12 protein-coding genes are annotated in these 13,004 nt (G+C 45.0%); 4 read left to right on the forward strand and 8 right to left on the reverse strand.

From position 1 onward, the window contains the following. The first annotated feature begins 23 nt into the window (after positions 1 to 23). From CVV77_RS08255 to lytF, 3 genes are all read left to right on the forward strand, one after another. A complete protein-coding gene (locus CVV77_RS08255; protein ID WP_100275164.1) occupies positions 24 to 1,550 on the forward strand; it encodes a mechanosensitive ion channel in 1,527 nt (508 codons plus the stop codon). A 113-nt stretch (positions 1,551 to 1,663) separates the two neighbouring features. Further along, a complete protein-coding gene (gene nsrR / locus CVV77_RS08260; RefSeq protein WP_003239574.1) occupies positions 1,664 to 2,104 on the forward strand; it encodes a nitric oxide-sensing transcriptional repressor NsrR in 441 nt (146 codons plus the stop codon). Between the two features lie 152 nt (positions 2,105 to 2,256). Next, a complete protein-coding gene (gene lytF, locus CVV77_RS08265; protein WP_088111240.1) occupies positions 2,257 to 3,702 on the forward strand; it encodes a peptidoglycan endopeptidase LytF in 1,446 nt (481 codons plus the stop codon). A gap of 42 nt (positions 3,703 to 3,744) precedes the next feature. Here the strand turns inward: lytF and CVV77_RS08270 are convergent, their stop codons facing one another. Beyond that, a complete protein-coding gene (locus tag CVV77_RS08270; protein WP_088111241.1) occupies positions 3,745 to 4,068 on the reverse strand; it encodes a YqzG/YhdC family protein in 324 nt (107 codons plus the stop codon). Between the two features lie 200 nt (positions 4,069 to 4,268). On the opposite strand from CVV77_RS08270, the gene CVV77_RS08275 reads away from it, so the two are divergent. Further along, on the forward strand, positions 4,269 to 4,511 hold the full coding sequence (locus CVV77_RS08275) for a YhdB family protein (protein WP_003224139.1): 243 nt from the start codon (positions 4,269 to 4,271) through the stop codon (positions 4,509 to 4,511). Positions 4,512 to 4,526: 15 nt separating this feature from the next. Here the strand turns inward: CVV77_RS08275 and CVV77_RS08280 are convergent, their stop codons facing one another. The 7 genes from CVV77_RS08280 to glpF all read right to left on the reverse strand — a co-directional run bounded on the left by CVV77_RS08280 (position 4,527) and on the right by glpF (position 13,004). Next, a complete protein-coding gene (locus tag CVV77_RS08280) occupies positions 4,527 to 5,051 on the reverse strand; it encodes an NADPH-dependent FMN reductase (protein WP_100275081.1) in 525 nt (174 codons plus the stop codon). Continuing rightward, positions 5,048 to 5,695 carry a response regulator gene (locus tag CVV77_RS08285; RefSeq protein WP_100275082.1) on the reverse strand — a complete coding sequence of 216 codons (648 nt, stop codon included), beginning with the start codon at positions 5,693 to 5,695 and terminating at the stop codon, positions 5,048 to 5,050. The genes CVV77_RS08280 and CVV77_RS08285 overlap by 4 nt, the downstream gene beginning before the upstream one ends. Then, positions 5,692 to 6,834, reverse strand: a complete 1,143-nt coding sequence (locus CVV77_RS08290; RefSeq protein WP_100275083.1) for a GAF domain-containing sensor histidine kinase — start codon at positions 6,832 to 6,834, stop codon at positions 5,692 to 5,694. Before CVV77_RS08290 ends, CVV77_RS08285 begins: the two co-directional genes overlap by 4 nt. A gap of 149 nt (positions 6,835 to 6,983) precedes the next feature. Next, positions 6,984 to 8,729: a phospho-sugar mutase gene (locus CVV77_RS08295; protein WP_100275084.1), complete on the reverse strand. Its 1,746-nt coding sequence runs from the start codon at positions 8,727 to 8,729 to the stop codon at positions 6,984 to 6,986. Between the two features lie 132 nt (positions 8,730 to 8,861). Continuing rightward, on the reverse strand, positions 8,862 to 10,529 hold the full coding sequence (gene glpD, locus CVV77_RS08300) for a glycerol-3-phosphate dehydrogenase (RefSeq protein ID WP_100275085.1): 1,668 nt from the start codon (positions 10,527 to 10,529) through the stop codon (positions 8,862 to 8,864). Between the two features lie 141 nt (positions 10,530 to 10,670). After that, the gene (glpK, locus tag CVV77_RS08305) at positions 10,671 to 12,161 is read right to left on the reverse strand and encodes a glycerol kinase GlpK (protein WP_003239584.1); all 1,491 of its coding nucleotides are present in this window, start codon (positions 12,159 to 12,161) and stop codon (positions 10,671 to 10,673) included. An 18-nt stretch (positions 12,162 to 12,179) separates the two neighbouring features. Further along, positions 12,180 to 13,004: a glycerol uptake facilitator protein GlpF gene (glpF, locus tag CVV77_RS08310; RefSeq protein WP_003239586.1), complete on the reverse strand. Its 825-nt coding sequence runs from the start codon at positions 13,002 to 13,004 to the stop codon at positions 12,180 to 12,182.

Here is a 13,004-nt window from a genome sequence, read left to right on the forward strand (position 1 = left end):
ACGAAAAAAAGGAGCGATACCAATTGAATGTAGCAGACATGCTTTCTTCTTATCTCAGTAAGCTGCCAAACGTAATCATTGCCTTACTCGTCTTATTAATCGGATGGGCTATCGCTAAAATCATTGAAAAAGCGGTATACAAAGGGCTCAGAAAAACAAAAATCGACGACAAGCTCTTTGCTGGGAAAAAGCCATCACGCTATTCCTCGGAAAAAGTCATAAGCAAGGTCGTTTATTTTATTGCATTGATTATCGTCTTTATTTTATTCTTTAACATTTTGCACCTGACAACAGTGGCATCACCGTTTGTCAGCATGCTTTCCGCAATTACAGCGGCTATCCCAAGCGTGCTGAAGGCCGGACTCCTCCTGCTGTTAGGATGGGCTGCAGCCTCTGTATTGAGCTTCCTTGTCAAAAAAATCGGGATAAAGCTGAGCACGAGTGACAAGGTGCGCAAGTGGAATTTGGTATCTGAAGGGAAAGATATTCATCAGGCAGTCAATGCCGCTTCACAAATTGTCTTTTACCTTGTGCTGCTCGTTTTCCTCCCAGGGGTCTTATCTTCTTTGAAAATCAGCGGCATTTCAGGCCCGTTTACAAATATGATGGAAAGCGTGCTCGCTTTTCTGCCGAAATTATTTGCTGCGGCGCTTATCGTTTTAATCGGCTGGCTTGTTGCCCGTCTTGTACGTGACATCATTACGAATTTCCTAGCAAGCATCGGCACGGAAAGATTCGCTGCCCGTATGGGTTTATCTATTTATTTAAAAGATACAAGCCTTTCTGCAGTCATCGGAACAATCGCTTATGTGCTGATTTTAATACCGGTTGTCATTTCTGCGCTTGACCAGCTTGATGTCGCCGGCATTTCGAAACCGGCTGTCTCTATGCTGAATACCATCTTAAACATGCTTCCGAATATCATCATTGCCATTGTGCTTATTTTAGCGGGTATGTGGACAGGAAAATGGGTGAACACCATGGTGTCCGGACTGCTCCATCGTGCAGGCTTTGATTCTGTGTTAGGAAAAATGGGCATGGAAACAGGAACGCCTGCAAAGCTGTCCCTGTCTCAAGTTGTCGGTATGATTGCGCAAATCATTGTCATTCTGCTGTTTACAGCCGAGGCGCTGCAAATTGTTCAGCTGCACTTCCTCGTAGAGATTGCGACTGGCATCATCGCGTATCTTCCAAATGTCCTTGTCGCCGTATTCATTCTCGGAATCGGCCTTTACGCCGGAGAAATGGTGCGAAAAGTGCTCGCCAGCATCATTAAAGGCCAGGAATTCAAGTCTTTAGCAGCGATTGCTAAGTATACGATTATTGCACTTGCTTTCTTTATGGCCCTGGATCAGCTTGGTGTCGCTGACACAATCGTCAATTCCGCGTTCATTATCGTGCTTAGCGGCTTCGCACTCGCTTTCGGTTTATCCTTCGGCCTTGGCGGAAAGGATTTTGCATCACGTTATCTGTCTACATTTGAACGCAAAATGCAAAACACCGAAATCGATAAGAACCGTAAAAACCAAAATCCACCGAATCACATGTAAATAAAAAACGTGCACCCAGCAGGGTGTACGTTTTTTATTGAAAAATTCCTTTTTTTTCATTTTTCAATCGATTATGATAAGATATAGAAAATGTCTTATTATGAGGTCTTATTATGAAGTTAACAAATTATACAGATTATTCGTTAAGAGTGTTGATTTTTCTGGCTGCAGAACGTCCCGGAGAACTTTCAAATATAAAACAGATTGCCGAAACATATTCTATTTCAAAAAATCATCTTATGAAAGTCATATACAGGCTCGGCCAGCTCGGCTACGTAGAAACGATACGCGGACGAGGCGGCGGCATACGTTTAGGCATGGACCCTGAAGACATCAATATCGGTGAGGTTGTCAGAAAAACGGAAGATGATTTTAATATTGTGGAATGTTTTGATGCGAACAAGAATCTCTGCATTATTTCCCCGGTGTGCGGCTTAAAACATGTACTTAATGAAGCGCTTATGGCCTATCTTGCGGTTTTAGACAACTATACGCTGCGCGACCTTGTTAAAAACAAGGAAGATATCATGAAGCTTTTAAGAATGAAGGAATAGAAAATGATTCCTTCTTTTTTTATGTCCTTTTTCCCCCTTTTTGTTAAGATAATATGGCTGTTTTTAAAAAAAGGCAAAACGATGAGACAAATCTGCCGATATAAAAAAGAAACAGCGAATTCAAAATCATTGGGGGAAAAAGGAGAGCTCAGATGAAAAAGAAATTAGCAGCAGGGCTGACAGCATCTGCGATTGTCAGCACAACTTTAGCAGTGGCACCAGCTGAGGCAGCAACGATTAAGGTTAAAAGCGGAGATTCTTTATGGAAACTGGCCCAAAACTACAATACAAGTGTGGCGGCTATCACATCCGCCAACCATCTTTCGACTACTGTTCTGTCGATCGGCCAGACGCTTACCATTCCAGGCAGCAATTCCAGCACTTCATCTACTTCAAGCTCAACAACCAAGAAGAGCGGAAGTTCTGTTTACACAGTGAAAAGCGGAGATTCACTTTGGCTGATCGCAAATGAGTATAAAATGACGGTGCAGGAACTGAAAAAATTAAATGGCCTAAGCAGCGACATGATTCGTGCGGGGCAAAAATTAAAGGTATCCGGTACGGTTTCCTCAAGCTCCAGCTCTAGTACCAGTAAAAAAAGCAGTTCCAATAAGAGCTCAAGCTCTTCATCTTCTACCGGAACATATAAGGTGAAGCTTGGAGATTCGCTTTGGAAAATCGCAAACAAAGTCAATATGTCCGTCGCTGAATTGAAGGTCTTGAACAACTTAAAATCAGACACCATTTATGTGAATCAAGTGTTAAAAACAAAATCTAGCGGTTCTAATACGTCTTCCAAAGACACTTCATCTAATTCGAACCAAACTTCAGCAACAACGAAATACACTGTAAAAAGCGGAGATTCACTTTGGAAAATTGCAAACAACTATAACCTGACTGTACAGCAAATCCGAAACAGCAACAATCTGAAATCAGATGTGCTGTACGTCGGACAAGTGCTGAAGCTGACAGGTAAAGCATCTTCAGGCTCTTCTTCATCGTCATCGTCTTCTTCGTCAAATGCAAGCTCCGGCACGACGACGACTACATACACGGTGAAAAGCGGCGATTCCTTGTGGGTGATTGCTCAAAAGTTTAATGTAACAGCTCAGCAGATTCGGGAGAAAAACAATTTAAAAACGGATGTCTTGCAGGTTGGCCAAAAGCTGGTCATTACCGGAAAAGCCTCATCTTCATCCTCTGCTTCATCCGGGTCATCAAGCACTACCAGCTCTTCAAGCGCGAAAATCAACACTATGATTGCCGCCGCTAAAGAGCAGCTTGGGGTTCCGTATCGCTGGGGAGGCACGACACCCGCCGGATTTGACTGCAGCGGTTTCATTTACTATGCACTGAACAAAGTCACATCCGTATCAAGATTAACGGCAGCCGGATATTGGAACACAATGAAATCTGTCAGCCAGCCTGCTGTCGGAGACTTCGTTTTCTTTACAACATATAAAGCAGGCCCTTCCCACGTCGGAATTTATCTTGGAAACGGGGAGTTCATTAATGCCAATGATTCCGGAGTTGTCATTTCCAGTATGAACAACTCTTACTGGAAACAGCGCTATCTCGGAGCAAAACGATATTTCTAAAAACAGAAACTGTATGGCCTTAGCGGCTGTACAGTTTTTTACTTAGAGCCTAAAGACGTTGATGCTGATCATATGTTTCGTCACCGGATGAAAATAGACTTCGGCCCGAACAGAGAAGGTGTCGCCATTCTGTCTGACCGTCACCCGAAAGACATCTTTCGTCTGCTCATCATTCACCTCGGTCCGTCCCATATAAGCGTAATCAGAAAACGAAGCCCCCTTATATTCATCCTGAATTTTGCTCCAGGCGAGCTTTTCCCACTTTTGAACGGACTCGTTTGTGTCCGTTGAATGCCCTTTTGCAGCCATTGACACGATGATTAATCCGCAAAAAAGAAGCGCAATGGTATACGGCAGAGATTTCATGTTTTCAGTCTCCTGTACCCAGATTATGTTCTCTCATAGGATTTCCAAAAGCGATGGCTTCATTCAGGCATTTTGATTTTATGTCTCCCTCATATTGCTACCCCTGTACTGCCGCAGACGCCAAGTTTTGCCCCGTCAATAACATAGGATGCGGCATAAACTAATCATGAACTTCTCACACAAGAAAGGAGAAGCGATTCATGGATTATGCCGATTACGATAAAGCGCTGTATTATACTCACCGTTCTCAATGGGATAATTTATTGATTTTAATGGTGCGTACAGAGGATGATTTGTTATCAAAACGAATCGAGCATTTTTTGCATGCGTATCATTTTGAACAGGATTACGCCGTTCTTGAAAAGATGCTGTATTCCCTTCTCCGTTATATTGATCATGCCACAGAGCTGACTTACGAAGATCAATTAGCCTTGCTCACATAAAACAAATCCCGGCGTTCAGACGCCGGGATTTCCTGCTTTTGCGAACAGGCTTAGTTCTTCGACAAGCTCTTTTAAGCCGGCCTTTATATTTTCCCTCACTGCAGCATTTTCAACATCAATGTGCACCGGATCAAGCACGAGCTGCTTCGGAATGACATTGGCGTAGACACCCCGCATGACCGTTCTCATATTGTTCAGCGCGTTGATGCCGCCTTTTCCGCCTCCTGCCACTGCCAATAATGCAACGGGCTTATATTTGAATTGTTCGCTGCTTAGAAAATCCAGCGCATTTTTTAAAGCGCCGCTCATGCCGCTGTGATACTCAGGAGATAATAAGATAATCGCATCCGCTTTAGTGACGCGCTGCTTAAGCTCCTGTACTTGCAAAAGTTCGGATTGCTCCGCTTCACCATTAAAAATCGGCAATATAAACTCGCTTAGATCAATCAAGTCCGCGTGATACAGCGCTGAAATATAGGATGCGGCAATTCTTGTTCTGCCATGTTTTCTGGGCGTACCGTTTATGACTAACATGTTCATTTCGTGATCTCTCCATTCAGGTTATATTTCACTGCGAAAAGCGCTGCTTGCGTCCGGTCGGCTACATCAAGCTTTGCTAAAAGATTCGACACATGGGTTTTCACTGTTTTTTCTGAAATAAACAAGGCTGCCGCGATTTCTTTATTGCTTTTGCCGTTGGCAATTTCGTTCAGAACGTCCTTTTCCCTTCGTGTTAATTGATAAAATTTTTCTTTTTCCGGAGCGTGCTGATTTCTCATATGTGTCAGCACATGGGGCATAATAGCTGAAGAAAGCTTGTATTCGCCGGCATGCACTTGTCTTAGTGTTTTTACCAATTCCTCTGGCTCCGTATCCTTTAATTGATACGCCTTCGCCCCCGCCTGCAGCGCCGGGATGACGTGCTCTTGATCGGAATAGCTCGTCAGCACAATGATATTGATGCCCGGAAATTGCTGTACTGCTTTTTTTATGGCTTGAATGCCGTCCATCTCGGGCATAGACAGATCCATCAGCACAAGATCAGGCTTTGTCTCTTCAATGACACGGAGAGCTTCTGTTCCGGTTGCGGCCTCGCCGGCAACTTCAATATCACCCTGGGTGGCGAAGAAAAAACGAAGCCCCTTTCTGACAACATGGTGATCATCCGCAATTACAATTTTCATTGCACTGTCCTTCCTTTCTGATTGTTTAGCGGAAGCCTGACGGACAGCTTTGTCCCCGCACCAAGCTCTGACTCAATCAAAAACGCCGCGCCGGCTTTTAGTGCCCGTTCTTTCATACCCTTGATGCCAAGTGAAGGCACCCCGTCATGCGCTTCATAGCGAAACCCTGCCCCATGATCTATGATATCCAGCTCCGCATGGTACGAAGAAGCAGTCAGGCTGACATACGCCGTATCAGTACCGGCATGCTTTTTGCAGTTGTTTAAAGCTTCCTGTACTATACGCCACAGCATATGCTCCTGCTCATCAGTAAGAGCAAGACAGCCTTTTTGTGTGAAAATGACATGTAATCCGATGAGCGTGCCATAGCTTTTAATGGCTTCAGACAGCCCTTTTTCCAATCCTCCGGGACGAAGCTGCCAAATTAATGCTTTCATTTCTGCGAGCGCGTCCTGTGATAGGTTTTGAATGAAATCAATCATCTGCTGCAAATTCTCATCTTTTGTTAGTGTCTTTGCCGCTCTGGCTGTTAAACTGACGGAAAACAGCATTTGATTGACGGAATCGTGAAGCTCCTGAGCGAGGCGGTTGCGCTCCATTAAAAGAGCATTTTTTTGTTTATATTCTGAAAGCTTCATGCGCTGGATTGCCGTTCCGATCTGAAAGGCGACAGACTCAAGTAAATGCAGCTCTTCCTCATCAAACATGGTTTTTCCGGCCGCCGCTACATTTAACAATCCGAATCTCCTGTCCCCGTCTTCTAAAGGCACAGTTGCATGATGCGTAATCCCTTCAGTGTCAAAACAATGCAGTTCCTCGGCTGATTCTATGCGTTTGCAGTTCATTATATTAGCGGCCCTTCTCAGCCCTCCGTTATTGAATTTCGTCAGGCAGTAGCACTCCCCTTCGCACATCAGCACTTTTTCCTTGCGGCTTAAAGCCGGGGGCAGATAAGCGTCGGCCGCTAACGTATAGGAGCCGTCTTCTTCGATCAAAAAAATCCATCCGGATTGAAGGTTCGTCAGGCTCAGCAATTCTTTTAAAACCTCATCCAGTGTTGCTTTGACATCGTGCCCTTGATTTAAGGTTTCCGCAATCGTTTTCAGCGTTTTTAATTTTTCCATCCTCGTATTGCTCATGTTTCTCACTCCGGCATTGGTCTTGTTATTTAAGATTATACCAGTTTTTTGTATTTCGTTACTTCGCTTGAGGGATGATTTTCTTTCAGACTTTTGGATGAGAAAAGAAAAAAGCCGGATCATTTACAATGATCCAGCTTATGCTTGAACTATTTGGCTGTAGCCTCTACAATGTCGTCTACCGCCTTCATTACATCGTCAGAAAGCGCGGCAAGACGCTTTTCACTGTCTTCTAAAGAGGTTCCTTTTACAGCGAAGTAGAATTTGACCTTCGGCTCAGTTCCGGAAGGGCGGAGGCAGAACCAAGACCCGTCTTCCAGGAAGTATTTCAGTACATTTGATTTTGGCAGATCGATCGCTTCTTCTTTGTTTTCCGTCAGAAGCGTCCGTTTGCTTACAGCATAATCTTCGGCTGTGACAACCTGTTTGCCGGCCATTTTTTGCGGCGGATTTTGTCTGAAGGAAGCCAAAATCGCTTCAATCTGTTCTGCTCCCTGTTTTCCTTTCAGCGTCAAGGATTTCAGCCCTTCACGATAAAAACCGTATTCGTTGAAGAGATTGATGAGCGCTTCATACAATGACATTCCTTGTTTTTTATAGAACGCGCAAACTTCAACTGCCAAGAGCGCTGCCTGAATGGCGTCCTTGTCGCGGGCAAAATCCCCAATTAAGTAACCGTAGCTCTCTTCATAACCGAATTGGAAGGTATACTGGCCTGATGCCTCGTATTCCTTAATCTTTTCACCGATAAACTTAAAGCCTGTCAGCGTATCAATCGTATCAAGGCCGAATGAAGAAGCGACAGCACGCCCAATTTCACTTGTGACGATTGTTTTGAGCACAACACCATTGTCAGGCAGGATGCCTTGCTTTTTCTTTTCAGAAAGCAAGTAATGAAGCAGCAGCGCACCGGTTTGGTTTCCTGTCAGCACTGTATATTTGCCTTGATCGTTTTTCACCGCAATGCCGAGGCGGTCAGCGTCAGGGTCTGTTGCGATGAGAATATCTGCGTTCTGCTCCTCCCCAAGCTTAATGGCATATTCGAATGCCGCATGCTCTTCCGGGTTTGGAGAGCTAACAGTAGAGAAGTCTGAATCCGGCAGTTCCTGTTCTTTAACAACCGTTACATTTTTGTAGCCGAGTGCTTCAAGACCGCGTCTAACCGGTTTATTTGCAGTTCCATGCAGCGGTGTGAAAACAACGTTTACTTCTACTTCTCCGGATAACTCAGGATGAACAGAAATGGACGTCAGTTTTTCTGTATAGACTTGATCAATGTCTTCACCGATGATCTTGATTAAGCCTTTTTCTTTCAACGCTTTTTCATCGTCGACTGTGATCGTCAGCTCATTTTCAATCGCATTTACCTGATCAATGACGATGTCCGCTTCCTTTGGAGGCAGCTGGCCGCCGTCATCTCCGTATACTTTGTAGCCGTTATATTCAGGCGGATTATGGCTTGCCGTCACCACAATTCCCCCATAGGCGTTCAGCTGTCTGACAGCGAATGACAGCTCCGGCGTCGGGCGAAGCTCATCAAATACGTATGTTTGGATGCCTTGTGTAGCAAGTGTTTTTGCCGCTTCCATCGCAAACTCCGGCGATTTGTGGCGGGAATCATAAGCAATGACAACGCCCCGTTTTTTCGCTTCCTCACCTTGCTGCAAGATATATGCCGCAAACCCGGCTGATGCTTTGCGCACAGTGTAAATATTCATGCGATTCGTCCCGGCGCCGATTTCTCCGCGCATTCCGCCAGTACCGAATTCAAGGTTTTTATAGAAGCAGTCCTCAAGAGCCTGTTCATTCCCCTCTAATTCAGCGAGGCGCTCTTTTAGTTCCGGATCTAAATTTTCTGTATGTTTCCAGCGTTCATAGCTCTTTCTCCAAGTCATATTCGTCCTCCTATGTATCAGCTTATGCCATTATTTTATATGAAGCGGGTGCCTCTGTCACTTGATAACCTGAGATCTGGCACTTTCGGCTCGTAAAAAGAAATAACGGGCTGACAGACAGCCCGTTATGATTTATTGTTCGAGCGGCACAACCGCATCGTGTAAAAGCTTGTTAAGGTTTTCTGTATGTTTGTTTTTCGTCTGCTCATCCCATTGGAATCGCTCGCTCATAAAATCAATAACGGCATCTTTATATGTTCTTACCCAATTGATATCAAAAAATAAACGTCCCGTTCTGCGGACAAAGAAGTCAGCAGGTGTTGCGGCCAGCTCTTCTTCTATACTGTATTCTGTCTCAGCAAGAATATGAACCGGAATGTGGCGTTTCGCCGCCTCGTCCTTCAGTGCTTCCACGCGGTTAAATACATGCTCTACGTTAGAGCCGTATCTGATCGCCAGCTGTTTTGCGTCTTTTTCTGATAAACCGGCTGCGATTCCTTCTTTCGTTTTCGCCGTAACGAATGACATGAGATTTTTAGAACCGCCGACGTGCCCTCCTGAGATTGGCATGTTTTTCGTTTTACATGGCCCGAAATCCTTTTCGCCTTCTTCTTTTAAGCGATCACGCACAAGATCGACGATGTGCTCCGCCATTTTTCTGTATCCGGTCAGTTTTCCGCCGGCGATGGTGATCAAGCCTGAGTCAGATGTCCAAATCTCGTCTTTCCGTGAAATTTCAGAAGGGTCTTTGCCTTCTTCATGAATCAGCGGACGCAGCCCCGCCCAGCTGGATTCGATATCGTTCGCAGTGATGTTCAGTTCCGGGAACATATAATTGATTGAATTGATGACGTAATCACGATCCGCCGTTGTCATTCGCGGATGCTCCAGCGCCTCTTTGTAAACGGTGTCTGTTGTCCCCACGTATGTTTTGCCTTCACGTGGAATCGCAAATACCATACGGCCGTCAGGTGTATCGAAATATACCGCCTGTTTCAGCGGGAAGACAGACTGGTCAAATACAAGGTGAACGCCTTTTGTATGCTGCAAATGCTTTCCGTTTTTCGAATGGTCTTTTTCTCTGAGCTGATCGACCCAAGGGCCTGTCGCATTAACAATTTTTTTCGCATACACTTTATATTCTTTCTTTGTCAGCACATCTTCAATTAATACGCCGACTGCTTTGCCTTTTTCGTAAAGGAGCTCCTTCACTTTGGAATAATTCACAGGCTCTGCTCCGAATTTCACCGCTTCCTTCATGACTTCGATTGTCAGTCTCGCATCGTCAGTGCGGTATTCCACATAGTATCCGCCGCCTTTTAAGCCGTCTTTTTTCACCAATGGCTCCTTTTGCAGCGTTTCTTTTGCTGAAAGCATACTTCTTCGTTCTGATTTTTTCACACCTGCTAAGAAGTCATAAACTCTTAAACCGATAGAGGTTGTGAATGAACCGAATGTGCCGCCTTTATGAAACGGAAGCAGCATCCATTCCGGGGTAGTGACGTGCGGGCCGTTTTCATAAACAATCGCCCGCTCTTTCCCTACTTCAGCAACCATTTTCACTTCAAATTGTTTTAAATAGCGCAAGCCGCCATGAACCAATTTAGTTGATCGGCTTGATGTTCCCGCCGCGAAATCCTGCATTTCGCTAAGCGCAACTTTCATTCCCCTTGATGCCGCGTCAAGAGCTGTTCCCGCTCCTGTAATTCCTCCTCCGATAATAAATAGATCATAGGTTTTTTTCGTCATGTCTGTCAGCATGCGATCTCTTTCAAGACTTGAAAATTGATGTTTCATTATTGCTCCTCCTTGTTGTCACGGTGTGTAAATAGAAAAAGAGACCACAACAGCCAAAGTGCATGATTACACTTTGGTGCTGTGGTCTCTCCTCATCTCAGGACCGTTCTTATTAACTTGTAACCATTATATCATAGTATGATTTTATTTAAAAGCCATAGCTGCTTTGACGGCTTTTTGCCAGCCTGTATACAGCTCATTTCGTTTTTCTTCTTCTAATTCAGGTTCAAACCGTTTATCCAGATTCCACTGGTTCGCGATTTCAGAACGGTCCTTCCAGAATCCCACAGCGATACCTGCCAAATAAGCCGCGCCAAGCGCAGTTGTTTCATTAATTTCCGGCCGCTCCACAGGAACATTCAGAAGATCTCCCTGGAACTGCATCAGGAAATTATTTTTCACGGCACCCCCGTCTACACGAAGCGTCTTTAATTGAATGTTTGAATCAGCTTCCATTGCGTCAAGCACATCTTTTGTCTGGTAAGCCAAAGACTCCAGTGTCGCGCGGATAAAATGTTCTTTTGTTGTGCCTCTTGTCAGGCCGAAAACCGAACCGCGCACGTCGCTGTCCCAGTATGGCGTTCCCAAGCCGACAAATGCGGGAACAACATATACGCCGTCAGTTGAATCCACTTTCTCCGCGTAAGATTCACTTAGCGAAGAATCCTGGAACATTCTCAATCCATCTCTGAGCCATTGGATGGCAGAGCCTGCGACAAAAATACTGCCTTCTAAAGCATATTCAACTTTTCCATCAATGCCCCATGCAATTGTCGTTAAAAGCCCGTGTTCGGACTTAATTGCTTTTTCCCCGGTATTCATCAGCATGAAACATCCTGTACCGTACGTGTTTTTCCCCATGCCTTCTTCAAAGCACGCCTGGCCGAACAGCGCGGACTGCTGGTCGCCTGCCGCTCCCGCAATCGGAATATTTTTGCCGAAGAAGTGATAATCAACAGTTTCAGCATACACCTGGGAGGATGGTTTTACCTCAGGAAGCATTGATTTCGGTACATCTAAAATGTCGAGAAGCTCATCATCCCATTTCAAATCGTAAATATTAAACATCAGCGTTCTGGAGGCATTGGAGTAATCAGTCACATGCGCTTTTCCTCCGGACATTTTCCAGATGAGCCATGTATCAATCGTTCCAAACAGCAGCTCGCCTTTTTCCGCTTTTTCTCGCGCGCCTTCCACATTATCTAAAATCCACTTCACCTTTGTGCCGGAGAAATACGGATCGATTAAAAGCCCCGTTTTTTCTCTGAATAGATCATTATATCCTTTTTCACGAAGCTCCTCACAAATACCGGACGTCTGTCTGGATTGCCAAACGATCGCATTATAGACAGGGTTTCCTGTGTCCTTATCCCACACAACTGCCGTCTCACGCTGGTTCGTGATACCTATGCCGGCAATTTGCGAAGCACTGATCCCCGATTCAGAAATGACTGTTGCAATAACAGCGAGAACAGAGCCCCAAATTTCATTGGCATTATGCTCAACCCATCCTGGGTGCGGGAAGTATTGTGTAAATTCCTTTTGAGCAGAGTGAACGATTTTGCCTTCTTTATTAAACAGAATCGCTCTTGAACTTGTCGTCCCCTGATCTAAGGATAAAATGTACGTTTCCATAAGATGTCTCCCCTTTGATTAAATATATTTTGAATTTGATAATGTTTTAGCTGAATGTGATTTCGTATAAACATAGAGTCCTAACAATACCACAACCAATATAACGCTTACAATCCAGAAACTGCTTGTTATGTGCCCTTTAAATGCAGCGTTGTAAAATACGCCGCCGAATGATCCGCCTAAAATCGGGCCGACTACTGGAACCCACGCGTATTTCCAATTTGATGAGCCTTTCCCCGGAATCGGAAGAAAAGCGTGGGCAATCCGCGGGCCTAAGTCGCGGGCCGGATTAATCGCATAGCCGGTGGTGCCTCCAAGGGAGATACCGATCGCCACAATGAGGAAACCGACGATTAAAGGATTAAGCCCTTCTGTAAATTGATTTGCCCCAATAGCCAGGATTCCAAGCACAAGGACAAAAGTCCCAATCACTTCACTTAAAACGTTTGCAAATGTATGCGGAATGCTGGGGCCTGTTGAGAAAACCCCTAGCTTGGCAGCGGGATCATCCGTTGACTTCCAATGCGGAAGGTAATGCAAATAGATAATCACCGCACCGATGATCGCTCCGATCATTTGTGCCGCAATATAAACGGGAACCTCTTCCCACGGAAAATCTCCAACAAATGCAAGCGCTATCGTTAGCGCCGGATTCAAGTGTGCTCCGCTTATGCCGCCAACTGCATAAGCCGCCATGGCAACACCCAATCCCCACCCAAATACAACAACAATCCAGCCAGACTGGAATGAAAGCGATTTCTTTAAATTGACACCTGCACAAACCCCTGCTCCAAAAATGATCAGCAGCATCGTACCGATGACTTCTCCCCAAAATGCTGTCAT

It is taken from the genome of Bacillus sp. SN1 (assembly GCF_002796895.1).
Lineage (GTDB): Bacteria > Bacillota > Bacilli > Bacillales > Bacillaceae > Bacillus > Bacillus inaquosorum.

What these genes read in the sequence shown, in the direction of transcription:
- nsrR (WP_003239574.1), top strand. Translation starts at nt 1,664, where the DNA reads ATGAAGTTAACAAATTATACAGATTATTCGTTAAGAGTGTTGATTTTT.
- lytF (WP_088111240.1), top strand. Translation starts at nt 2,257, where the DNA reads ATGAAAAAGAAATTAGCAGCAGGGCTGACAGCATCTGCGATTGTCAGC.
- CVV77_RS08270 (WP_088111241.1), bottom strand. Translation starts at nt 4,068, where the DNA reads ATGAAATCTCTGCCGTATACCATTGCGCTTCTTTTTTGCGGATTAATC.
- CVV77_RS08275 (WP_003224139.1), top strand. Translation starts at nt 4,269, where the DNA reads ATGGATTATGCCGATTACGATAAAGCGCTGTATTATACTCACCGTTCT.
- CVV77_RS08280 (WP_100275081.1), bottom strand. Translation starts at nt 5,051, where the DNA reads ATGAACATGTTAGTCATAAACGGTACGCCCAGAAAACATGGCAGAACA.
- CVV77_RS08285 (WP_100275082.1), bottom strand. Translation starts at nt 5,695, where the DNA reads ATGAAAATTGTAATTGCGGATGATCACCATGTTGTCAGAAAGGGGCTT.
- CVV77_RS08290 (WP_100275083.1), bottom strand. Translation starts at nt 6,834, where the DNA reads ATGAGCAATACGAGGATGGAAAAATTAAAAACGCTGAAAACGATTGCG.
- CVV77_RS08295 (WP_100275084.1), bottom strand. Translation starts at nt 8,729, where the DNA reads ATGACTTGGAGAAAGAGCTATGAACGCTGGAAACATACAGAAAATTTA.
- glpK (WP_003239584.1), bottom strand. Translation starts at nt 12,161, where the DNA reads ATGGAAACGTACATTTTATCCTTAGATCAGGGGACGACAAGTTCAAGA.
- glpF (WP_003239586.1), bottom strand. Translation starts at nt 13,004, where the DNA reads ATGACAGCATTTTGGGGAGAAGTCATCGGTACGATGCTGCTGATCATT.